Annotated in this window: 19 protein-coding genes; 9 read left to right on the top strand and 10 right to left on the bottom strand. The window is 66.0% G+C overall.

Annotated features, from left to right (window positions below; genetic code table 11):
• Positions 1-13 precede the first annotated feature (13 nt).
• From ISP20_RS08115 to ISP20_RS08105, 3 genes are all read left to right on the top strand, one after another.
• Complete coding sequence (locus tag ISP20_RS08115) at positions 14-1510, top strand: DNA-3-methyladenine glycosylase 2 family protein (RefSeq protein WP_204635538.1); 1497 nt, start codon at positions 14-16, stop codon at positions 1508-1510.
• Complete coding sequence (locus tag ISP20_RS08110; protein ID WP_204635537.1) at positions 1510-2040, top strand: methylated-DNA--[protein]-cysteine S-methyltransferase; 531 nt, start codon at positions 1510-1512, stop codon at positions 2038-2040. Before ISP20_RS08115 ends, ISP20_RS08110 begins: the two co-directional genes overlap by 1 nt.
• A gap of 364 nt (positions 2041-2404) precedes the next feature.
• Positions 2405-3700 carry an alkaline phosphatase family protein gene (locus tag ISP20_RS08105; protein ID WP_204635536.1) on the top strand — a complete coding sequence of 432 codons (1296 nt, stop codon included), beginning with the start codon at positions 2405-2407 and terminating at the stop codon, positions 3698-3700.
• A gap of 43 nt (positions 3701-3743) precedes the next feature.
• Here ISP20_RS08105 and ISP20_RS08100 read toward each other — a convergent pair whose 3' ends face one another.
• A complete protein-coding gene (locus tag ISP20_RS08100; RefSeq protein ID WP_204635535.1) occupies positions 3744-4127 on the bottom strand; it encodes a VOC family protein in 384 nt (127 codons plus the stop codon).
• A gap of 8 nt (positions 4128-4135) precedes the next feature.
• On the bottom strand, positions 4136-5317 hold the full coding sequence (locus ISP20_RS08095) for an MFS transporter (protein ID WP_204635534.1): 1182 nt from the start codon (positions 5315-5317) through the stop codon (positions 4136-4138).
• A gap of 334 nt (positions 5318-5651) precedes the next feature.
• On the opposite strand from ISP20_RS08095, the gene ISP20_RS08090 reads away from it, so the two are divergent.
• Positions 5652-7364, top strand: coding sequence for a sensor domain-containing diguanylate cyclase (locus tag ISP20_RS08090; protein WP_204635533.1), 1713 nt, complete (start codon positions 5652-5654; stop codon positions 7362-7364).
• Positions 7365-7368: 4 nt separating this feature from the next.
• On the opposite strand, the gene ISP20_RS08085 is transcribed toward ISP20_RS08090, so the two are convergent.
• The 5 genes from ISP20_RS08085 to ISP20_RS08065 form a co-directional block, all read right to left on the bottom strand.
• Positions 7369-8361 carry an alpha/beta hydrolase gene (locus ISP20_RS08085; protein WP_204635532.1) on the bottom strand — a complete coding sequence of 331 codons (993 nt, stop codon included), beginning with the start codon at positions 8359-8361 and terminating at the stop codon, positions 7369-7371.
• 5 nt (positions 8362-8366) lie between these two features.
• Entirely contained in the window at positions 8367-11369 is a 3003-nt protein-coding gene (locus ISP20_RS08080) for a glycoside hydrolase domain-containing protein (protein ID WP_204635531.1), read from the bottom strand.
• A 98-nt stretch (positions 11370-11467) separates the two neighbouring features.
• A complete protein-coding gene (locus ISP20_RS08075; RefSeq protein WP_338030978.1) occupies positions 11468-12493 on the bottom strand; it encodes a multidrug resistance efflux transporter family protein in 1026 nt (341 codons plus the stop codon).
• Between the two features lie 25 nt (positions 12494-12518).
• Entirely contained in the window at positions 12519-13883 is a 1365-nt protein-coding gene (locus tag ISP20_RS08070) for an ATP-binding protein (protein ID WP_204635530.1), read from the bottom strand.
• A complete protein-coding gene (locus tag ISP20_RS08065; RefSeq protein ID WP_204635529.1) occupies positions 13880-14566 on the bottom strand; it encodes a response regulator transcription factor in 687 nt (228 codons plus the stop codon). The genes ISP20_RS08070 and ISP20_RS08065 overlap by 4 nt, the downstream gene beginning before the upstream one ends.
• Before the next feature lie 161 nt (positions 14567-14727).
• Between ISP20_RS08065 and ISP20_RS08060 the strand changes: the two genes are divergently transcribed.
• Complete coding sequence (locus ISP20_RS08060) at positions 14728-15222, top strand: Spy/CpxP family protein refolding chaperone (RefSeq protein WP_204635528.1); 495 nt, start codon at positions 14728-14730, stop codon at positions 15220-15222.
• A 189-nt stretch (positions 15223-15411) separates the two neighbouring features.
• Here the strand turns inward: ISP20_RS08060 and ISP20_RS08055 are convergent, their stop codons facing one another.
• Positions 15412-16527 carry an aldo/keto reductase gene (locus ISP20_RS08055; RefSeq protein WP_204635527.1) on the bottom strand — a complete coding sequence of 372 codons (1116 nt, stop codon included), beginning with the start codon at positions 16525-16527 and terminating at the stop codon, positions 15412-15414.
• Between the two features lie 106 nt (positions 16528-16633).
• On the opposite strand from ISP20_RS08055, the gene ISP20_RS08050 reads away from it, so the two are divergent.
• Positions 16634-17548 (top strand): LysR family transcriptional regulator, encoded by a 915-nt coding sequence (locus tag ISP20_RS08050; RefSeq protein WP_204635526.1) that lies wholly within the window; start codon positions 16634-16636, stop codon positions 17546-17548.
• Here ISP20_RS08050 and ISP20_RS08045 read toward each other — a convergent pair.
• Both ISP20_RS08045 and ISP20_RS08040 read right to left on the bottom strand, forming a co-directional pair.
• A complete protein-coding gene (locus ISP20_RS08045) occupies positions 17545-17820 on the bottom strand; it encodes a hypothetical protein (protein WP_204635525.1) in 276 nt (91 codons plus the stop codon). The genes ISP20_RS08050 and ISP20_RS08045 overlap by 4 nt on opposite strands.
• 113 nt (positions 17821-17933) lie before the next feature.
• Entirely contained in the window at positions 17934-19301 is a 1368-nt protein-coding gene (locus tag ISP20_RS08040) for a formimidoylglutamate deiminase (protein ID WP_204635524.1), read from the bottom strand.
• Between the two features lie 81 nt (positions 19302-19382).
• Between ISP20_RS08040 and ISP20_RS08035 the strand changes: the two genes are divergently transcribed.
• Genes ISP20_RS08035 through hutI form a run of 3 tightly spaced genes read left to right on the top strand, consistent with a single transcriptional unit; the run spans position 19383 to position 23646 of the window.
• A complete protein-coding gene (locus ISP20_RS08035; RefSeq protein ID WP_204635523.1) occupies positions 19383-20957 on the top strand; it encodes a bifunctional GNAT family N-acetyltransferase/carbon-nitrogen hydrolase family protein in 1575 nt (524 codons plus the stop codon).
• The gene (locus ISP20_RS08030; RefSeq protein WP_204635917.1) at positions 20951-22414 is read left to right on the top strand and encodes a chloride channel protein; all 1464 of its coding nucleotides are present in this window, start codon (positions 20951-20953) and stop codon (positions 22412-22414) included. Before ISP20_RS08035 ends, ISP20_RS08030 begins: the two co-directional genes overlap by 7 nt.
• Positions 22411-23646, top strand: coding sequence for an imidazolonepropionase (gene hutI / locus ISP20_RS08025; RefSeq protein WP_204635522.1), 1236 nt, complete (start codon positions 22411-22413; stop codon positions 23644-23646). The genes ISP20_RS08030 and hutI overlap by 4 nt, the downstream gene beginning before the upstream one ends.
• Positions 23647-23666: the final 20 nt, after the last annotated feature.

Below are 23666 nucleotides of genomic sequence, written 5' to 3'. Positions count from 1 at the left end.
CTAGCCTAAGCACATGGCACCCTCCCACGACCACCCGATTCCCGACGGCAAGACGTGCGAACAGGCACGCCTCAGCCGCGACGCCCGCTTCGACGGCCTGTTCTTCACGGCGGTCACCAGCACGCGCATCTACTGCCGACCGGTATGCCCGGCGCCATCGCCGAAACCGCAGAACGTGCGCTATTACGGCAGCGCGGCCGCGGCGGAAGCGGCGGGCTTCCGGCCGTGCCTGCGTTGCCGGCCGGAACTCGCGCCTGGCAACGACGCGTGGCAACGCGGCGACCACGTGATCGCCCGCACGTTGAAACTGATGGACAGCGGCGCGTTCGACGAATTGTCGGTCGATGCGATGGCGGAGCGCGTCGGCGTCGGTGCGCGACAATTGCGCCGCGTATTCGTGGAACGCCTCGGTGCGCCGCCGATCAGCGTGCACACGACGCGTCGACTGTTGTTTGCAAAACAATTGCTGACGGAAACGACGATGCCGGTAACGGAGGTGGCGCTCGCGTCCGGCTTTGGCAGCCTGCGCCGTTTCAATGCGGCGTTCCTGCAGGCGAACCGGATGGCGCCGCGCGACTTGCGTCGCCATCCAAGCGCGACGACGGGCGACGCGATCACGTTGCGGCTCAGCTATCGGCCACCGTACGACTTCGAAGCGATCCTCGCGTTCCTGCGCGGGCGCGCGTTGCCCGGCGTCGAACAAGTGGACGAACACAGCTATGCGCGTGTGTTCGGCACGCCGGACGCGCCGGGCTGGCTGCACCTGAGCGCGTGGCCAGGCGGCGATCACGCGCTGCGTCTGGAACTGCACTGCCCCCAGCCCGGACAGATGCTCGGCGTGGTGAACAAGTTGCGGCGCATGTTCGATCTGGATGCGAGCCCGCAATCGATCGGCGATGCCTTGAAGGAAAGTCCGGTCCTGCGCCCGCTGCTGCGCAAACGCCCGGGCCTGCGCCTGCCCGGTGGCTGGGACGGCTTCGAGATCGCGGTGCGCGCGATCCTCGGTCAACAAGTGAGCGTGGCGGCAGCGCGCACGCTCGCCACGCGCATCGTGCAGCGCTTCGGCACGCCGGTGACATCGCCTGTTGCCGGGCTGGAACGTTTGTTTCCCGGTCCCGAACTGCTCGTGGAGGCGGATCTGAAAGCCCTCGGCCTGACCACGGCGCGCGCGGCCACGGTGCGTGGGGTGGCGCAGGCGCTGCTGGATGGGCGCATCGATTTCCGCAGCGAGCAGCCGCTGGACGAATTCGTCGAGCGCTGGGTGGCGTTGCCGGGTATCGGCGAGTGGACTGCGCATTACATGGCGATGCGCGCGCTCAGCCATCCGGATGCGTTTCCCGCCGCCGATCTCATTCTTCGCCGCGCCGCGGCAGGCGATGGCCCAGAATTGTCGACGAAGGCGTTGACGTCGCTTGCCGAAGGCTGGCGCCCATGGCGCGCGTATTCGGTCATGCACCTGTGGCGCAGCGCGAGCGATGCGGCACCGCCGCCGAAGAAAAAGGTGGCGTGATGTCCGACGAGACGATCTGGTTCGACAGCATGGAAACTCCGATCGGCACGTTGCGCCTGGTGGCCGACACGATCGGTTTGCGCGAAGTGTGGTTTTCCACCGGACGTCACCAGCGGTCGCCGCAGCCCGGCTGGGTGCATGCGCGCGAACCTTTACGGCAGGCCAGGCAGCAGCTCGAGGAATACTTCGCCGGCTTGCGCACGCAGTTCGACCTGCCCTTGCACCCGCTCGGTACGCCGTTCCAGCAGGAAGTGTGGTGGGAACTCGCGCGCATTCCGTACGGCTGCACGATCAGCTACGGCGAACTCGCGCGACGCATCGACCATCCGCAGGCGGTACGCGCCGTAGGGGCTGCGAACGGCCGCAATCCGCTGCCGATCATATTGCCGTGCCATCGCGTGATCGGTGCGAACGGCAGCCTCACCGGCTTCGGTGGCGGCTTGCCGACGAAGCGGTTTCTGTTGTCGATGGAAAGCCGTGTGGCCGACGGCGACCTGTTTGGCGCCGTGCTGCAGGGCGCCGGGCGCTAGCCAGTCACCGCTCGTTCGTCGACGGCGGTGGCGTCACCGCGTTCTGGTACGAATCGAGTCGATGCGGCGTATGCGAAAGATGATACGGCGCGCCTGCCGATGCCTCGGGCGACGACGCGCGCTTGCGCGGGCTTTTCGCATCAACCTGCGACGGTTTCGTCGAAACGTGCGGCGCGGGCTTCGTCGACCCAGCTACTGCGGCAGTGCTCGCCGCGACAGCAGGCGTCCCGTCCGGCGTGGGATGCGCCGTCACCACACCCGCCCATAGCGGGCAAGTGGCAAGTGTTGCGTAAAATAAAACACGTGTAATGGTCATACGCCTGGGCGATCATACGGCCTTTGTATCGATATTAAGTCACCGCGTATGAAGATCCTGTTTCGCCCGCTGCTCTGTTCGCTGATGGCATTCGGAGCCGGTTGCGCCACGCCTCAACCACAGCCTGCCCCTCCCGCCGCCGTCAGCGCACCGCCGGCCGCAGCGAGCGCGAAACCGGCACCCGCGCCGCTGCTGCTGATCTCGATCGACGGCTATCGCACCGACTACATCGAACGCGGACTCAGCCCGACGCTGGCGTCGCTCGCGAAACAAGGCGTCCGCGCCGCCGACGGCATGCAGCCGTCGTTTCCGTCGCTGACGTTCCCGAACCACTACACCATCGTCACCGGCCTGCGTCCGGATCACCACGGCATCATCAACAACACGATGAGCGACCCGATGCTCGGCAAGTTCTCGCTGAGCAATCGTGACGCGGTGAGCAACGGCCAGTGGTGGGCGGAAGCGACGCCGTTGTGGGAAACCGCACAGGCGCATGGCATGAAGACCGCCACCATGTTCTGGCCCGGATCCGAAGCCGATATCCACGGCGAACACCCGGATTTCTGGAAGCCGTACGATGGCAAGGTGACGCCGGATCAGCGCGTGGACCAGCTGCTGGCATGGCTCGATCAACCGGCTGCCGAGCGCCCCACGTTCATGACGCTGTATTTCGATGCGGTGGACCACGCCGGCCACGACTTCGGTCCCGACTCGCCGCAGGTCAACCAGGCGCTCGTGGAGACCGACGCCGCACTCGCCCGCCTGGTCCAGGGACTTCAGCAGCGCGGCCTGCTCGATCGCATCAACATGATCGTGCTCGCCGATCACGGCATGGCCTCCGCACCGATGCACAACGCCGTCGTGCTGGACAAGCTGATCCCGATCACGCATGTGGACCTGGTGAGCGTCGGCGTGCTCGCCGGCCTCAACCCGAAGCCGGGTTTCGACTTCGCGCCGATCGAAGCGCAGCTGGAGAAGCCGCAGCAACACATGACCTGCTGGAACAAGTCGCGCGTGCCGGCACGCTTTGCCTATGGCAGCAATCCGCGCGTGCCGCAGCTGCTGTGCCTTGCCGATGTCGGCTGGCGCATCTCGACCAGCGACTATCTGGCGAAGAAAAAGAAGAAGCCGACCCAGGGCGACCACGGCTACGACAACGCTGCACCGCAGATGCAGGCGCTGTTCGTGGCGCACGGCCCGGCGTTCCGCGAAGCGGCGCTGGTACCTTCGTTCCCGAACGTCGACGTGTATCCGTTGATGACGCACCTGCTCGGCCTGCCGCCCGCGGCGAACGACGGCAACTACGACGCGGTGAAGGGCATGCTGAAGCCGGACGCGCAGTAAGGCCGGCAGTCCTTCGCGGGAGCGCGCCATGCGCTCCTGCGCTTCAATCGAGATAGTGGCTTACCTCGATCAGGTTGCCGTCCGGGTCGCGGAAATAGACCGACTCGATCGGCCCGCGCGCGCCCGTGCGCTGCACCGGTCCTTCTTCGATCTCGACCTGCTGCTTCCTAAGGTGTTCGATCACCTGCGCCGTACTCGACGACGTAAGCAGACATAGATCGGCCGAACCGGGCGTGGGCCGCTCCGCCTTGGGTTCGAACTCCTTGCCGTGCTCGTGCAGGTTGATCTTCTGCACGCCAAAGGACAGCGCCTTGCGGCCTGCCCCGAAAGTCACTTCCTGCATGCCCAGCACGCGCGTGAAGAACGCGACGCTGGCCGCCACATCGGCAACGGTCAATACGAGATGGTCGAGTGCGTCGATCTTCATGGCATGCCTCATTGGGGAATCGGCGGCTCCGTCTCCGGCTTGGACGGGCTGACCAGTGGCGGCAGGCGGTACAGACGCAGCGCGATCAGCAAGCCCGCCACGATCAGCGCGCCGACGAACACCGCCACGCCGTTCCAACCGTGCGACGCATAGAACAGGCCGCCGCTGGCGCCCGCCAGGCTCGAGCCCATGTAATACGCAAACAGATACAGCGAAGACGCCTGCGCCTTGTTGTTGCCGGCACGGCGCCCTACCCAGCTGCTGGCGATGGAATGCCCGCCGAAGAAGCCGAACGTGATCGCCACGATGCCGAGCACGATCAGGGCCAGCGGCCGGGTGACCGTCAATGCCAATCCCGCCAGCATCAATGCGAATGCCGTCCAGAGCACCTTGCGCCGGCCCAGCTTGCCGGCGAGATGTCCCATCCAGGCCGAGCTGAAGGTGCCGATCAGGTAGACGCTGAAGATCGCGCCGACCACGGCCTGGTTCAGTCCGTACGGTGGCGCCAGCAGACGGTAGCCGATGTAGTTGTAGAGCGTGACGAACGCGCCGAGCAGCAGAAAACCTTCAGCGAACAGCCAGGGCAGGCCCGCATCGCGGAACGCGGCAGCGAAACGGCCCATCAGCGCGCCGAGATGGAACGGCTGGCGCACGTGGTGACGCGATGGCGGCAGGCTGTACCAGAACACGATGCCGGAGATCAGGCCGATCGCACCGACGGTGGCGACGCCGATGCGCCAGCCCACGAACTCGGCGAGCACGCCGGCCACCAGCCGGCCGCCCATGCCGCCGATCGCATTGCCGCTGATGTACAGCCCCATGCCCAGGCCGATCGAGTCGCTGTGCATTTCCTCGCTCAGATACGTCATCGCGACCGCAGGCAGGCCGCTCAGGGTGAGCCCGAGCAGCGCGCGCAACAACAGCAGCGTGTGCCAGTCGGGCACGAGGGCGGTGAGCAGAACCAGCAGCGCCGACGACAGCAGCGAGGCGGTCATCACGGTCTTGCGTCCCCAGGCGTCCGAGAGACCACCGGCAAACAGCATCGCGAACGCGAGCACGCCGGTGGTCAGCGACAGCGACAGCGCCGCCGTGGCCGCGCTCACCCCGTAGTCCTTGCTGAACTCGGGCATCAGGGGCTGGGTGCAATACAACAGGCCGAAGGTGGCCAGGCCGGCCGCAAACAGCGCCATATTGGTTCGTCGAAACGCAGGCGTGCCGTGGCGGATGAAGCTCTGGGGCTCAAGTTCGTCCGCTTCTGGCCGATGTTCTGGCCGAGACACCGGTTCCTCGCCTTCCCGCCTTGCCATGCTGTCACTGCCTTGCCACCTGCGAAGGCTCCAAGCATAAGCCTTGCCGAGATCGTGTTCGACCCGCCGCTCAGGCACAGATCCGCAGGGCTGCCACGCCCGGAACTGGCAACCATCCATGTCACGAGGGTAACGTGATACATAAAGGCGCCGGGGAGAGGTCCGAAGGATGGCCCCCGCAGGACGGTTAGCGGGGGCTGGCCGATACAGGGGCGATATGCGTTTTCGCGAATCCATCGTGATGGTTGTGGCGTGGATGTGCGCCTTGTTCTTCGCGCTGGCCGCGGAGGCGGTGCCTGCGCACGCGAACGTCCCGGCCCTGCAGGTGGCCGCGCTCGCGCCGCTGAAACCGGCGCCCTCCGCCGAGCAGGTCATCCATGGCGGCATGGATGACCGCTTCAAGCCCAGCCGCACGACGCACACGCCCAATGCGGTGGAGACGCAACGCTGGTATCGCCTCAGCATCGACCGCGACTGGCACGAGACGAGTTCGCCCGTGCTCAACTTCACCGGCGCTACCTATATACGCATCACCGTGTATGCGCCGCCGGACTATCGCCCGCATGAACTGTGGTTTGCCCAGACCGAGGAGATGGCGCGTTTCTCGCGCCATCATCTGGCGCTGGAACTGCCGCACGACCTGCGCGCCGGACAAGCGATCTACGTGAGGATCGCCGCGGACAATTTCACCCGGCAGATCCGCGCCGACATCACGGACATGGCGACATACCAGGCGCAAGACCTCACCCACGTGCGCCTCACCACGCTGTTCTCCAGCGTGCAGTTCACCATGGTGCTCGCTGCGCTGTGCCTCTGGCTGGTGCTGCGCGACCGCGTGCTGCTGTATTTCATCGGCTACACCTGTTGCCAGCTGATGAACCAGCTGCTGACCAGCGGCGAGATGTACGAGCTTCCCGGCGGCGCGTTGCTGGTGCCGCTGGGCACGCACGCGCCATGGCTTTTCATAGCGCTCAGCGCACCCCTGCTGCTTTCCTTCATCCTGGAATTCTGCGAGCTGCGCGAGATCACGCCGGGACCCGCCCGCGTGCTGGGGCACATGCGCTGGCCGTATCTGGTGATCACCACGCTGCTGTGTTTCCCGTTCGCGGAACGCATGCATCTGCTGGCCAGTGCGTACAACCTGTGGTTCATCGTCACCTCGCTGTGGGCGCTGAGCGCGGTGATCCTTGCCGCCTCGCGGCACGGGCGGCAGGCGCGCTTCTTCCTGGTGGCGTGGTTGCCGCAGGTGCTGCTGACCCTGGTGCGGCTGAGCCAGATCCTGCTGGCGCTGGACCTGCCCCGCTGGCTGGAATACAGCCTGCCGTTCGCCACCGCGTTCTGCAGCGTGGTGGTCACCATCGGCCTGGCGGATATCTCGCTGCGGGCGCGGCGCGAACGCGACATGGCCCACCATCTCGCCGACCACGACGCACTCACCGGCCTGCTCAATCGGGGCGCCCTGGTGGGACGCCTGCACGATGCCGTGGCACAGGCGCGGCCGCAGCATCAGCCGCTGGCGCTGATCTTCCTCGACATGGATCACTTCAAGTCGGTGAACGACCGCTTTGGCCACCAGAGCGGCGATGCCTGCCTGCGTGCGGTGGCTGCCGCGATCGCCGACGAGCTGCGTCCGTCCGACAGCCTCGGCCGTTATGGCGGCGAGGAATTCGTGGCCTTGCTGCCGGCAACCGCACACGAGCAGGCCATGGCGGTGGGCGAACGCATTCGCCGCCGCATCGAAGCGATGCAGGTGCATGCGCGCGGCCATACGTTCCAGACCACCATCAGCATGGGCGTGGCGAGCCTGATGGGCGTCAACGACACCGCCGACGACCTGATCGCCCGCGCCGATGCGGCGCTCTACCGGGCCAAGACCCAGGGCCGCAATTGCGTGGTGGCCCACACACCGCTCACGGCGGTGGCGGGCTGAATCATCAGGGGGACGGCGAGGCGGTGTCCTTGCCGTACGCCCACTGCAGGAACACCGGCAACATCCGCTTCCAGGTGGCCTGGTTGTGCTCGCCGTCGGCGAACAGATCGTAGGCAACCTCGTCCGCGCGCGATGGGTGGTTGGCATAGTCCATGTCGACGCGGTAACCAAGATCGCGCAGTCCGCGACGGTGCGTGCCATCGGGTGCCCGGAAACCGTTGATCAGGTCCTGCAGGTCCTCCACGGCGTCGATCGTGCCGTTGTGGTTGCGGTCGTTGGTTTCCTCGCGTCCGCCGATGGCAAACCAGAAACGCACCGGCTTGCGCGACCCGGCGCGGTCGACCATCGCCTGCGCCAATCGCGTGCTCTGAACCGCATTCGCATCGCTGCGGTCGGCGGCCAGCCAGAACGAGGGAGAGAACGCCCCGACCTGCCCGAACACATCCGGATATTCCCAGCCGAGACAGAACGCATTGAGCGCGCCGAGTGACCAGCCCAGCATGCTGCGGCCTTGCGCCGTGGCCTGCGTGCGGTAGTGCGCATCGACATACGGCACCAGCTCGTTCGCCAGCCATGCCGAGTAGTCGTAGGCACGCGCACCGATCGGTCCGATACGCGATCCGCCGACGATGCTTTGCCGGCGCGCGCGATCGAACAGCCCGTAACCCGATGCGCGATCCTTCAGCATGTCGACCGCGACCACGATCACCGGCTCGATGGCGTGCTGCGCATACAGCGTCGCCAACGTCTTCTGCAGGCCCACGGCCTCCATGTCCTGTCCGTCGTTCGCGTATAACACCGGATAACGTCGACCGGATGTCGCGTAATCCGGGGGCAGATACACACTGACCTTGATCTGCTCAGGTGCGAAAGCTTTCGCATCGAGCGCAAGCTTGACCGGTGGCACAGCCGCTTGATCCGCTGCATACGCCAGCGACGACAGGCCAAGCACGCCGACGAACAGGCATGCAGCGAACGGTTTCCAACCTTTATGCATCACCATCACTCCACCACGATCAACCAGCCCTTGCCGGGCTCCACGGAAACCACGTCGCCCGGCTTGAACGACGCCCTGGGCTGAAAGCCCGCTATTTCAGGTGCGGTCAACGACACGCGGCCAGGCGACAAGCCCAGCGCCTTCCAGTCGACGGCGAGCCGCACGTCCACCGTTTGCGGCGCCCACGACGCGATCGCGATCAGCGTCTTGTTGCCCCTGCGCACGTAGCTGGTGGCGAGCACGTCGTCGCGGCCGGTCTTCACCGGCGTGTCGTGCACCCACCAGCCGATCATCTCGGCCTGCTCGATGCCGACCGAATCCCACAGCTTCCACAAGGCGCGGGGATCGCTGCCCGGTGACCAGCCCAGCCGGTTGGTCATGCCGAACAGCATGCCGCGCCATGGATTGCCGTCGTTCTGCAGCATCTCGCCCATCAGGCCATACGGAATGCCCGAGATCTCGGTGAGCCAGTACGTGGGCGAGGTCTTCTGGTAATCGAACTCCTCGCCAAACCACAAGCGGTCGATGTACGGGAACAGTTCCATGTATAGCAATGCGCTGTTGATGTAACCGTCGCGCGGGTTGAACTGGCTGGCCGAATGCAGGTCGATCAGCGGGTCGGCCCGATGGGCCTGCAGCACCTTGCGCACGCGCTTCATGGTGGTGCGGTCGTAGGCCACGTCGTCCAGGTACAGGCCATCGATGCCCACGTTGCGCGCCAGCCAGTCCAGCCCTTCGATGTAGAAGTTGTGCCAGCGGCTCTGCCCTGCGTTGATCACGGCCGCATCGCGATTCTCGGGCACGTGCCACGCCGCGATGTAGTCGCCGTCCAGATGTTCCTGCAGCCACGAGAATCCGCCGCCCTTGCCCGCGCTGATCACCTCGTGACCCAGGCTTTCCAGCATCGGCAGTTCCGGCGCACGGTCGGACAGCTCGCGCACGGTGTCGTAGATCTTCACGCGCATGCCGCGCTGATGGGCGGCGTCGATGTACTCACGCATCGCCGCCGGTTCGAGGAACGGATAGTTGATCCACGGATTGATCGGCGTGGCGTGATGGATGTTCACCACGTCCGCGCCATCGGCCTTGATCGCGTCGAGGTCGCCGTACTTGTGGAAGAAACGCTCGGCGAAGTGCTTCGGCGGGTCGATGGTCTTGAACGGCGTCACGCGCATGACCAGGTCGTAGTGCAGAGTCTCGCCGGCTTTCATGCGGCGAGGGCCGCTGAAGGCGTCGACGCGATAGTCGTTGGCTTCGCTGCGCAGGTGGATGCCGCCCTGCCCGCTGTTGTCCCAGGAGACGGGCATGCGCAACGGCTGTTGATGGTAGAAATTGGTGTTGAGCGGGCGCCGGTAGTTTTCGTCGCGCAGGTGGAATTCCAGGCCCGCGTTCACCGAACCGATCCAGGCACCGTCCTGGTTGTTTTCGACGTTCCACTTCCAGCTGAAATCGTCGGGAGCGCGGTCACCCTGGCGCCCCAGGCCCAATTGGTAAGCCGCCGCTGCATGCTCCATCGGGATCGACAGGCGGATATCGCGCAGCGACACGTCCTGTCGCGCGGACAGCGCAATCGCAAAGACCATGCTGCCGTCCGCTTCCAGGCTGCCCTTCACCTCGCCCTGCAGCGCGCCTGCGTTCGCCGCGACCTGCCAATGCACCTTGCCCGGCCCGTCGATCTGGACTTGCGCCCGCTGCGCGCTGGTGAGGACGTGCCGGCCCGCATCGTCCTCGACGGTCAACTGTATCGGCGCCGCCAGCAGCGCCTTGGACGTCTTGCTGAAGCCGGTCATGCGCTCGTCGAAGCGGCTGCTGATCCTGGCCGGCAGGCCGCTGACGCCAAGCGTGATCTCGCGTCCCAGGATGCCCAGCGTGTCGCCATGCACGGTGATGGGCGTCAGCGGCTTCACTACGGCGTCGTCCTGCGCCAGCGTCGAATTGAGCCAGCGCAGGCGGGTCAACTTGAACGGATCGTCATCGCCATGCGCGACCGCGCTACCGCTGCCCACCTTGATCGCCAAGGGAATCGATTGCGGAGGCAAACCTTCGGCAGTCACGGTCATCCGACCGCGGTACAGGCCGGCCTTCGCGCCGAGCGGAACATCGAGCCCCATCCACAACGGCTGCACGCGCCCTTGCGCCACGTCCACGCGCGCGGTGAATGGATGGCCGTCGTAGCCGACGCCGCCGAGGTTGAAACAGGTGAACGCGCTGGCGGGAAGGCTGGCGCCATCGTCGGCATGCAGATCGCTGAAACTGACCCGCACATCATTCACGGCGGCGCGCGGCGCCCAGGCGCCCAACTGGAAACTCAGGTATTCGCCGCGCTGTGCCGTGTCGCTCAGCGCGCCACCGGGCCCGCGCTTCGCCCAACTCTCGGGCAACGCATCGAACATGCGGATGGGATTCGCGCGCGTCTCGGGAAACAGCAGCAATCCCTCCGTGGGATGCGCCGCCAGCAAGGCCTGCAACTCATCGGCCGTCGCCGTGCGTTCCATCGAGGTATAGGCATCGAAGTCGTCGACCGCTTCGTAGCGCAGCACCGTGGCCTGCGGCAATCGTGACCAGCGCGAGGCATCGCCCACCCGGCTTTTCCACGCGGCGTCCGCCGTGTCCGACGGCGTCGCATAGGTCACCGTGGGGTAATTGCTGCGCCCCTTGCTGACATAGGGCTGGTAGTAGATGGCGTAGGTGCCCGCCTGCGTGGCCTGGAACACGAGTTCGCCGCTGGCCGGATCGATGCGGCCGCGCAAGACGTTGGGCACGACCGAACCATCCGGTGCGGTCACGATCACCGCGACTTGTTCGGGATGCGCATCGCGGCGGCGCCAGGGAATCAGCACGCGCACCGCGTTTGCCGGCTTATCCACCTGCACCAGATAACGGTGGTTGCCGAGCGCGTCGGCGTTCCAGCGGAGCGCTTGCTGCGTGATGGGACGCTGCGCATGACCGAGGCCAGACGCGCCCAGCAACACGCCCGCGATGATCCAAGCACTACGCCGATGCCCCATGCTCACCCCTTGCCCAGAAAGGCGGCGACGCAAATGCATCGCCGAAACAGAGTGTTTAACCCGAGCGGATGGAGCGGGCAAGTTCCAGAAGACCGACCTCAGGCGCCGCGATCGGTGCGCAGCGCGCGCAGCTCTTCCTCGTGGCCCGCCGCCGAGCGGCCGCTAACCCAGCCGAACAAGGCAATGCCGACCACGATCAGGATCGCCCCAAACGCCGAATAGCCATGCGGCCAGGCTTCGCCCAGGAAGACGGCGCCGATCACCGTGGCAAACAGCAACTCGGCCGCCTGCATCGCCTCCACGGCCGCAAGCGCGGTCGGTTCGCTGCGCACCATCGCGGTGGCGCGGAAGAACAACACCGTGGCGATCACGCCCGACGACAACGCCACGCCACCCGCCAGCCCTATCTCGCGCCAGCTCGGCGGCCCCACCGCGAACCACGTCACCGCCGCCAGGACCAACCACAGCGGCCAGCTGCACAGCGTCATGCCGAGCACGCGCTGGGTGGCGCCGATGTGCGAGCCGCTGCGTTCCAGATGCAGCAGCACCATGCGGTTGCCCAACGGATACATGAAGGCCGAGAACACCACGGCCGCCATCGCCAGCCAGTCGCTGGCGCGCAGGCGGCCTTGTGCATGTCCCCATTGCAGCGCGAACACGCCGACCACGATCAATGCACCGATCGCCACGCTGCGCCATGCCAGATGCCTGCGGGCGTCGCGATAGATCAGCGGCGCCAGCAGCGGACCCGCCAGCACGGTGGTCTGGAAACTGCCCGCCACCAGCCAGGAAGGACCGCTGTTGGCCGCCCACGTCAGCGGCAGGCCGAACAAGACGAAGCCCACCGTGCTCCATAGCAGCCATTGGCGCGGATAACGCTTCAACTCGTTTGGCAATTCGCCCAGGCCGCCCTGCCACGGCAAGGCGATGGCCAGCAACGGCAAGGTGATCAGGTAACGCAGGATCACCGCCCACGCCCAATGACCGCCGCCCGCCACCAGGCTGCGGTTGAGTACATAGGTCATGGTGAAGAACAGCGCCGCGCACAGCGCCAGTCCCACCGCGGCGATAGCGTTGGAGCGCATCGGCAGGCCGTGGTCGAAAACACCGAGTGTCGCAGACACGCGGGTGTTTTCGAAGACCGGCGACTCAACCCTCGTCGGGCGCCAACGGCAGCTGTAGGCTCACCCGCAGTCCGCCGCCTTCGACATTCGCCGCCTGGATATCGCCGCCATGCGCCTTCACCACGCGCTGCACGATGGCCAGGCCGAGGCCGTGGCCATCTGCGCGCGCGGCATTGCTGCCGCGAAACAGCGGGCGGAACAGCGAGCCGAGTTCCGTTTCGGGCACGCCGGGTCCGTTGTCGCGCACCGATACATCCACGCGGCTGCCAACAGCCTGCGCCTTCAACTCCACGCGTCCGCCGCGCGGGCTGAACTTGATCGCGTTCGCGATCAGGTTGTCGAACGCGCGCTCCAGCAGCAGTTCGTTGCCGGACACCACCGCTGGTGCACTCTCGATCAACTCCAGCGTGATGTTGCGTTCCTTTGCTTCCAGGCCGGCACGCCGCACGCTTTCACCCAGCAATGCCGTCACATCCACCGGTTCGCGATTGACGCCGGGAATGCCGCCCTCCAGCCGCGATAGCGCGAGCATCTCGCCGGTCATGTCATCGAGACGACTGATCTCCTGCTCCGCTTGCAGGAAGTAACGCGACGCTTCCTCCGGCGTGCCGCTTCGTTGTGCGAGGTCGAGGATCAGATGCAGGCGCGCCAGGGGCGAACGCAATTCGTGCGAGAGGTCCTGCAGCACGCTGCGGTCGTGCGCCACCAACGCTTCGATGCGTTCGGCCATGGCATCGAAATCGCTGGCGAGCTGGGTGAGTTCCTCGGGCGCGCGACGCCCCTGCCCTTCCACGCGCGCCGACAATTCACCCGCGGCCATGCGTCGCGTGGCCTTGCTGATCGCCTCCACCGGCTTGGCCACGCTGCGCGCCACCCACCAGCCCACGAAACCGATGAAGAGCAGCGAAAGGCCGCCCTGGATGGCAAGGAAAATGGTCTGGCGGGTCTGCTGGCGCAGGCGCGAATGCGTGCGGCTCAAGGCCACCAGTTGGCGCACGTGTCCATCGCTGCCCTGCACCTGCTGTATGGCGAGATAGAGATTCGGCCATGGCTGCAGCACCATGTCGCGTTTCTCCTCCAGCCAGCTCGGCAGCGACGCCTGCATCGACGACGGCATGCGGATCGGTGACAGCGACTGGCCGTTCTCGAACAGCGTCGCTTCGATGCCTTCGCGCCGCTGTTGCAGCGACCACTCCGTCAACGCCGTCGAACCGCCGCGCTCGTAGGCCTGGTCGGCACCCTGCGCGAGGTTGGACCAGTTGATCTCCACCGCCGTGCTGTATTCGATGAAGCTCTGCGTGAGGAAGATGCCGAGCGCCAGCGCCAGCAGGTTCGCCGCGCAGAAGCTGATCAGCACGCGCCAGTACAGCGAACTCTTGAACGGACTCACGCCGCACCCGCCACGAGGCTGTAGCCCGCACCACGCACGGAGTCGATCCGCGGCGCCTGCGGCGACGCCTCGGCCAGCTTGTGGCGCAGCCGGCTCACGTGCACGTCGATGCTGCGATCGAAACGTTCCAGTTCTCGCCCCAGCGCCATGCGCGTGAGCGTGGCCTTGTCGATCAGTTCGCCGGTGCGTTGCGCCAGCGCCAGCAGCAACTGGAATTCCGCCCCGGTGAGCGACAGTTCCTGCTCACCGACATAGGCGCGGCGCTCGCCCGGTTCCAGTCGCAGCAGACCGACCTGCAAGGTGCCGGCCGTGGCCGGCGTGTTGCGGCGCAGTTGGGCGCGCACGCGCGCCAGCAGTTCGCGCGGCAGGCAGGGCTTGGTGAGGTAGTCGTCTGCGCCCAGTTCCAATCCGATCACGCGATCCACCGGCTCGCCCTTGGCCGACAGCATGATCACCGGCAGGCGATGTTTCAGGCGCAGCTCGCGCAAGGTATCCAGGCCGTCGCGGCCCGGCATCATCACGTCGAGGATCAACAGGTCGGGGCGCAGCGACGGATTGTGCAGCTGGGCCAGCCCCGTATCGCCGTCGTGGGCGACGTCCACGCTGAATCCCTCGCGCCGCAGGTACTCGGCCAGCAGCTCGGCCAGTGCGCGGTCGTCGTCGACTATGAGGATTCTGGGCATATCGGGGATGGCTTCTTCAGGGCTGGCGCCATTCAAGCGGGGCGAAGGAACTTGCTCCACCGGCTTTACCGTTCTTTACCTTCCCGCAAAGAACATACACATAGCGCTGTCGTCAAATAGCTACCACGCAAGACCCTTCCACAACGACACAGGTAATCCCCATGCGCAAGAACATCTCGCTCGCTCTGGTGCTCGCTTCGGCTGTTGCCCTCGCTCCGTTCGCCATCGCCTCGGCGCAGGACGGTGGCCCGCATGGCGGCTTCCATGGCCGCGGTCACGGCGGGTTCGAGGCGTACAGCAAGCTGAACCTCACGGACGCCCAGAAGGCCAGCATCAAGCAGATCATGCAGAGCTCCTTCTCGCAGGGTAAGGCCCAGCGCCAGGCCCTGCGCCAGCAGCGTGAAGCGTTCGAACAGCTGGCTCCGAACGCGTCCGGTTACCAGGCCGCCGCTACCGCCCTGGCCCAGGCCGAAGGCGCCGCCACCACGGCTCGCGTGCAGCAGCGCGCCGCCATCCGCGCCCAGGTCTACGCCGTCCTGAGTCCGGCCCAGCAGGCCCAGCTGGCCACCTTCAAGGCCCAGCGTGAAGCCCGTCACCAGCAGTGGGAGCAGTTCAAGTCCCAGCACCCGACCACGGGTTCGTCCTCGGCCCAGTAAGCCCCCAAGAACCATCGGCGTCCCCTCGACGCCGGCAACACCAACGGCGCCAGCCTGCATGCTGGCGCCGTTTTTTTTGGTTCCCCACCTGTGGGAGCGCCCTTGGGCGCGACGTGTGCGCATCGACGCCTTGCTCCGTCAGGTTGTCGCGCCCAAGGGCGCTCCCACAAAAAAACGGTGCGGTGACGATCAGTCCGCCTTGAAACCCGCCTGCTGCAATGCCGGCACGTAAACCCGGTGCGCATAGCTTTCCGGCTTGTTGCCCACCGACACGCCACCATGGATGCGCGACTGCTGCACGTCGCCAAAGAACCAATACGGAAACGCAGGCTCCAGCGCACTGGCGTCGTTCAAGCGTGCGCGCAGAGCGGCGGGAAGATCGAACGACAGTGCAGCGAGGTTGTCGTCCAGTTGCTGCAGCTTGGTCGCGCCGATGATCACCGAGGCAATCCCCGGCTGCGTCGCCACCCAGTTGAGCGCTACTTGTGCCATCGGCTTGCCGATCTCGCCGGCCACTTCTTCCAGTGCGGCCACGATGGCCCAGTTGCGTTCGGTGAAACGATCGAAGCCCGGCGCGCCGGAGATCTTCGACAGACGGCCATCGCCCGCCGATCCGGCCTGGCTCGGCGGGTACTTGCCCGACAGCAGGCCCATGCCCAACGGACTCCATGCGGTGATGCCCATGCCGAGTTCCGCCGCCATCGGCACGAACTCGTGCTCGATATGACGCTCGATCAACGAATACTCCAGCTGCAGGTTCACCAGCGGCGTCAGCGCATGCGCTTCCGCATAGGTCTGCGCACGCGAGGCGTACCAGGCGGGCACGTCCGACAGGCCGGCGTAGCGGATCTTGCCGGCGCGCACGAGATCGTCGAGCGTGCGCACCACTTCTTCGGCCGGCGTCAGGCGATCCCAGGTGTGCAGGATGTACAGGTCGATGTAGTCGGTGCGCAGGCGGCGCAGCGAACCTTCCACCGCACGCAGGATGTTCTTCCGGCCATTGCCGCCGGCAATCGGGTTGCCGGGCTGGGCGTTGTAGCTGAACTTGGTCGACAGCACCACGCGGTCGCGGGTGCCGCTGTCGGCGACGAACTTGCCCAGCAGCTCCTCGCTGGCGCCATCGGTGTACAGATCGGCCGTGTCGATGAAGTTGCCGCCGGCGGCCAGGTAACGGTCGAACATGGCGCGGGCGGTGTCTTCCGCGGCGCCCCAGCCCCAGTTGTCTCCGAAGGTCATGGTGCCCAGGGCAAGGCGGCTGACACGCAGGCCGGAACGGCCGAGGGTGTAGTAGGCATCGAGCGACATGGCGAACTCCCGTGATGGTGGGTGGAGCGGATGGGCGCAGCATGCGCCTTGCCATTACGGGGAAAAATCCGCATCTTGTGGATGCTTTATTAAGTGAGGCTAATTAATGGCCCTGGACCACGCGACCGCCCTGCGCGCCTTCCGCCTGATCGCCCGGCACGGGAGCTTCACCCGCGCCGCCGCCGAGTTGGAGGTCACCGCCTCCGCGCTGAGCCAGACCCTGCGCCAGCTCGAGGATCACCTTGGCGTGCGCCTGCTGCACCGGACCACCCGACGCGTCGGGCTGACCGAAGCCGGCCACGCCTTCCTCGAACGCATCTCCCCCGCCCTGAGCGAAATCGACGACGCCATCGACGCGCTGCGCCAGCACGGCGACCGTCCGGCAGGCACCTTGCGTATCGCCGTGCCCCAAATGGTGCTGGACCATTTCATTGCGCCCAACGTCGCCAGCTTCATGCGCGCATGGCCGCAAGTGAAGCTGGATATCCAGGTCGAAAACCGCCTTACCGATCTGATCGCCGAAGGCTTCGACGCCGGTATCCGCCTGGGCGAACGCCTGCAACGCGACATGGTGGCGCTGCCGCTGGGCGGCCGGCAACGCGCGGTGGTGGTGGGTTCGCCGGCCTATTTCGCCGCGCACGGACGACCCGCTCATCCACGCGACCTGGCCAGCCATGACTGCGTGCGTTTCCGCTTCAGCAGCAACGCGATCTATCGCTGGGAATTTGCCCATCCATCCGGCGCGTCGAAAGGCCAGTGGTTCGAACTCGACGTGGACGGACCAATCACCACCAACGACCCCACCATGGCGATACGCGCCGCCATCGACGGCCTCGCGTTGACCCACATGGTCGAACCCTCGGTGCGCGCGGCGCTCGCCGATGGGCGGCTGGAAAGCGTGCTCGACGACTGGTTGCCGCCTTTCGACGGGTTCTATCTCTACTACCCCAGCCGACTGCAGGTGCCACCGAAACTGCGCGCCTTCATCGAGCACCTGCGCGCATGCGTGGAACGGCCTTAGACCTCGATCCGATGCGTCCACTCGGGCACGCCGTGCTTCTGCAGGTATTTCACCAGGTTCTCCTCACCGAAGAACTCCGGCTCACCGTCCTTCAGGTAGCCCAACGCGCTGAGCTCGCTCTGCAAGCCCGTCTGCAGCTTGGCCGCCTCCACCAGATGGGCCAGCAGCTTGGCTTGTTCGCCGTCGGTGGCCGTGGCGTCGAATACGTTGACGGTGACCCACTGCCCCGTGATCAGTGGCACTTCGATATGGGCAAACTTGATGACGAGCATAACGGGGACCTCAAAGGGGATAGGGGTCGGAGATGGCCGTGCCATGACCGATCGATAGCAATGTCGACGCGACGAAAACGACTTCGCCGCGTGCATGGATTGTTGGCAGCGGACTAGCGCCGCACCAGCCGTTCCATCACCGAGCGATAGCGCGCGGCGATGCGGTCCTCGTCGCGATGGGTGAAGCCACGCACCACCCATTCGCCGCCCACCATGACATGGCGCACCAGCGGCGTGTTGCCGGCGAACAGGAAGCTGTCGATGATGGAATGTTCGTCGCGCGCCGCAAGCAGGGGAGCACGGTCTTCCAGCACCAACAAGTCGGCGCGCAGCTTGTCGCGCAACTCGCCGATGGGCAGGCCCGAAGCCAGCGCACCGCCGCGCAAGGCCGCCCGCCACAGCGTCTCGCCCACGCTGTCGCCCTGGCGACGCGCGGCAATGTTGCGGTGGCGCGTGGCCAGGCGCTGGCCGTACTCCAGCCAGCGCAGTTCTTCCACCGGCGACACCGAGATATGCGAATCCGAACCGATGCCGAGCGTGCCGTTCGCATCGAGGTAATCGGCCAGCGGAAACAAGCCATCGCCGAGATTCGCCTCGGTGGTGGGACACAAGCCGGCGACTGCGCCGCTACGCGCGATCTGCTCCCTCTCCCGCTCGCTCAGATGCGTGGCATGGATCAGCGTCCAGCGCGCATCCACCGGCGCATGCTCGAACAGCCATTCGACCGGTCGCGCCCCGCGCGTGGCCAGGCAATCCTGCACTTCGCCGATCTGTTCGGCGATATGGATATGGATCGGACAGGCTTTCGCCGCGTCATCGGCGAGCACCTCGCGCAAGGCTTGTTCGGGCACGGCGCGCAGCGAATGCAACGCGATGCCAACGCGCAAGCCGTCGCTCTCGTGCTTGCGCAGGCTGTCGAGCAAACGCAGATAGGACGGCACGTCGTGGCCGAAGCGGCGCTGACGCGGCGCCAGCGGACGGCCATCGAAACCGCCGCTCATGTACAACACCGGCAACAAGGTCAGCGCGATGCCCGCTTCGCGCGCGGCTTCGATCAACGCCAGCGACATCGCCTCGGGCTGCGCGTACGGCGTGCCGTCGGGCTGGTGATGCAGATAATGGAACTCGCATACCTGCGTGTAACCGCTCTTCACCATCTCCATGTACAGCTGCGCAGCGATGGCCTGCAGTTCGTCCGGTCCGATGGTGGCCGCGAACGCATACATCGTTTCGCGCCAGGTCCAGAAACTGTCGTCGCTCTTACCCTTACGCTCGGCCAGGCCCGCCATCGCCCGCTGGAAAGCGTGCGAATGCAGGTTGGGCATGCCCGGCAATACCCAACGACCCAACCGCTCGCCCGCGCCCGTGCCGATCTCGGTGAGCATGCCGCCACTGTCGACGGCCAGCAGCGCATCCGACCTCCAGCCCTGCGGTGTCCACAGTCGGTCGGCGGCGTAGCGGGTCGAGATGGTGGCTGCCATGCGCAGGCTCCTCGGGAACAGAGTTCGAGTGTACCCGTTACTCACCCCGCCCCGTTCACATCGCTGCGGCATAATGCGGCAATGGCTAAGAAATCCCAGGAACACACTCCCAAGCTGCTGGTGCGGCAGGCCAAGGCCGCCGATGTGTCCGCACTGGTCGACCTCACCGCCCGCGTCTACACGCCCGAATGGGGGCACTCGGCGGAAATGCTGCGCTCACAGCAGACCCATTTCCCCGAAGGCCAGTTCGTGGTCGAGTACGAAGGCAGGATCGTTGGATATTGCGCCACCTTCCGCATCGACGAAGCCGCCGCACTCGCCCCGCACACCTGGATGCAGATCACCGGCGGCGGCATGGCCTCGCGTCATCGTCGCGACGGCAACTGGTTGTACGGCATGGAAGTGGTGGTGCATCCAGACTATCGCAACATGCGCATCGGCCAGCGCCTGTACCAGGCACGCAAGCGCCTGTGCACCGACCTGAAATTGCGCGGCATCGTGTTCGGCGGACGCATCCCCGGGCTCGCCCGCAACCTGCAGCGCTATGGCAGCGCCGAGGCGTACGTGCAGGCCGTGGTCGAAGGCAAGCGGCGCGATCAGACGCTCAGCTTCCAGCTCAGCAACGAATTCGAAGTGGTCGGCCTGCTGCGCGGTTACGTGCCGTCGGACTATGAGTCGCTGGGCTACGCCGCCCATCTGGTATGGCGCAATCCGGCGCTGCTGGATCACCCCGACATCCCTTCCATTCCCTCCACCCAGCGCCTGCCCGACATGGTGCGCGTGGCCTCGGTGCAGTACCAGCAGCGGCGCATCCGTTCGTTCGAGGAATTCGCCACGCAGGTGGAATACTTCACCGATATCGCGGCCGACTACAACGCGGATTTCGTCACCTTCCCCGAGCTGATCACGCTGCAGTTGCTGTCGATCGAGAACGAGGAATTGTCGCCGGTCAATTCGATCCGCATGCTCAGCCAGTACACCCCGCAGGTGAAGGAACTCTTCAGCCGGCTGGCCGTGCACTACAACATCAACATCATCGCGGGCTCCCATCCCACCGAGCAGGCCAACGGCGACATCCACAACGTCTGCTACGTGTGCCTGCGCGACGGCTCGATCCACGAGCAGGAAAAGATCCATCCCACGCCGAGCGAACGCACCGTGTGGAACATCACCGGCGGCGACACGGCCGCCACCATCCAGACCGACTGCGGTCCGATCGGCGTGATGATCTGCTACGACTCGGAGTTCCCCGAGGTCGCGCGCCATCTCACCGACCAGGGCGCGTTGATCCTGTTCGTGCCGTTCTGCACCGATGTGCGCGAGGGCTATCTGCGCGTGCGCTATTGCTCGCAGGCCCGCGCCATCGAGAACCAGTGCTACGTGGTGTTGTCGGGCAACGTGGGCAATCTGCCGGGCGTCAACAACTTCGACATCCAGTACGGCCAGAGCTGCATCCTCACGCCCAGCGATTTCCCGTTCGCGCGCGACGGCATCGCCGCCGATTCCACGCCGAACATCGAGACCGTGCTGTTCGCCGACCTCCACCTGGAGAGCCTGGCCCGCGCGCGCAATGCCGGTGCGGTGCAGAACCTCAAGGATCGCCGTTTCGATCTTTACGAAACGCGCTGGACCCGCAAGTCCGAGCCCTCATCGTGAGCGAATTCGACGAAGACGCACAGCCCCCGTCGTCGGTAACGGGCCGCTTCCATCGCCTCGCCAGATCGGAACTGTTTTCGCCCGTGCAATGGCGGCGACGCGTGCTGTTCTGGGGCGGTGCCGTGCTGGTCGGCCTGGCTGCCATCGGTTTCGCGCAGGCGGCCGACTGGGCGTTCAATGTGTTCCACGGCGTGGTGACGCACAACCGCTTCTGGGCGTTCCTGATCACACCGGTCACGTTCGCCCTGCTCGCCTGGCTGACCGAAGGCGCACTCAGGCCCACGCGCGGCTCGGGCATTCCGCAGGCGATTGCCGCGCTGAAAGTCGAGGACGAAGGTTTTCGCCAAAGCCTGCTGTCGTTGCGCGTGGCCATCGGCAAGATGGCGTTGACGCTGGCCGCGTTGCTCGGTGGCGCCTCGGTGGGCCGCGAAGGCCCGACCGTGCACGTGGGAGCCGGCCTGCTCTACACCCTGGGCCGACGCTTCGGCTTCGACGAGCCGGCCGCCGCGGGGCGCTTCATTCTCGCGGGTTCGGCGGCGGGCCTGGCGGCAGCGTTCAATACTCCGCTCGCCGGCATCGTGTTCGCCATCGAGGAAATGAGCGGTTCGTTCGAGCATCGCATGAGCGGCATCCTGCTCACGGCGGTTTTCATCGCCGGCCTGGTGTCACTGGGCATCCTCGGCAACTACGCTTATTTCGGCCACTTCAACATCGGCCTGCCACTGGGCAACGCGTGGTGGGCGGTGCTTGCCACCGGCCTCGTGTGCGGTCTTGCGGGCGGCCTGTTCGCGCGGCTGATCCTGCCCAGCGACACCGGATTTCGCGGCTTCATCGGCCGGCTGCGTGCGCGGCAACCGGTGCTGTTCGCCGCTGCCTGCGGTCTTGCGCTCGTGCTGCTCAGCCAGCTGACCAACACCGGCCTCTACGGCACCGGTTACGCCCAGGCCAAGGACATCCTGCAGGGCCATTCCAATACGGTAACCAGCTTCGGCGTGCTGAAGTTCCTGGGCAATGTCGCCTCGTACTGGGCGGGCATTCCGGGCGGCATCTTCTCGCCTGCACTCGCGGTGGGCGCGGGCCTGGGCAACAACCTTTCCACCATTCTTCCCGGCGTCGATCCTTCGGCGGTCGCACTGCTCGCCATGGCCGCCTATCTGGCCGGCGTCACGCAGGCACCGCTGACCGCCACGGTGATTTCGATGGAGCTCACCGACAACCAGCAGATGGTGCTGCCGATCATGGCCACCTGCCTGATCGCGCGCGCCGCTTCGTCGCTGTTCTCGCGCAAGCCGGTCTACCGCGAGCTGGCCGACAAGCTGATCCATGGCTACGAATTGGAACTGGCCCGCCGCGCTGCCGAAGAGGCGCACCAAGACGACGAGCAGGCCCTGATGGAAGACCCGGCAACGCCGCCGCTTCCCACCGATCCCCCTTCCACCGATCATCGACCGTCATGACGCAACGCTGGGACCACTTGCTGATCAACGCCACGCTGGCGACTTTCGCGGGCGACGCGCCGTATGGCTTGATTGAACGCGGCGCCATCGCCATGCACGAAGGGCATATCGCATGGGTGGGTGCGCAGGACGATCTGCCCGGCGATGCGCTGGCACTCGCTTCGCACGTGGAGGATCTCGGCGGCGCGGTGGTCACGCCCGGCCTGATCGACTGCCACACGCATCTGGTATTCGGCGGCAACCGTGCGCACGAATTCGACCTGCGCCTCAACGGCGCCAGCTACGAAGACATCGCCCGCGCGGGCGGCGGCATCGTGTCGACTGTGAAAGCCACCCGCGAAGCGAGCGAAGACGAACTGTTCGTGCAAGCGTTGCCGCGCGCCCACGCCTTGCTGGCCGATGGCGTCACCGCGCTGGAAATCAAATCCGGCTACGGGCTGGATAAAGAAACCGAACGCCGCATGCTGCGCGTCGCACGGCGCATCGGCAATGCGCTGGGCATCACCGTGCGCACGAGCTTCCTCGGCCTGCATGCGTTGCCGCCCGAATACCGCGAGAACCGCACAGCCTACGTATCGCTGGTGTGCGACGAGATGCTTCCCGCCCTCGCCGCCGAAGGCCTGGTCGATGCCGTCGACGCGTTTTGCGAGAACATTGGGTTCACGCCCGAGGAAACGCGGCGCGTATTCGACCGCGCCACGGAACTGGGCTTGCCGGTGAAACTGCATGCGGAGCAGTTGTCGGATCTCGACGGCGCCGCACTGGTGGCACGCTATCGCGGCTTGTCGGCGGATCATCTTGAATACCTCAGCGACAGCGGCATCCGCGCCATGGCCGCTGCAGGCACGGTCGCCGTGCTCTTGCCTGGCGCCTTCTATGCGCTGCGCGAGACCGAGCTGCCCCCGATCGCTGGTTTACGCGAGCACGGCGTCGCCATGGCCATCGCCACCGACTGCAACCCCGGTACCTCGCCCCTGCTCTCGCTGCGCCTCGCCGCCGGCATGGCCTGCACGCTGTTCCGTCTCACGCCGGAAGAAGCACTGCGCGGGGTGACCGTGCATGCCGCGCGGGCGCTCGGTCTCAGCGACCGTGGCACGCTCCAGGCCGGTCAACGGGCGGATCTCGACGTCTGGAACGTCAAGCAGCCCGCCGAGCTCTGCTACTGGATCGGCGGCCAGGTGCTGCGGAACGTGTTCATCGGCGGTCATTCCCAAGCTGAAGTGCGCCCATAAAAAAAGCCCCCGCATGGGGG

The organism is Dyella kyungheensis, assembly GCF_016905005.1.
Classification (GTDB): Bacteria; Pseudomonadota; Gammaproteobacteria; order Xanthomonadales; family Rhodanobacteraceae; genus Dyella; species Dyella kyungheensis.
The sequence above is the reverse complement of the archived record's forward strand: the minus strand, read 5'-3'. Positions and strand labels throughout refer to the sequence as shown.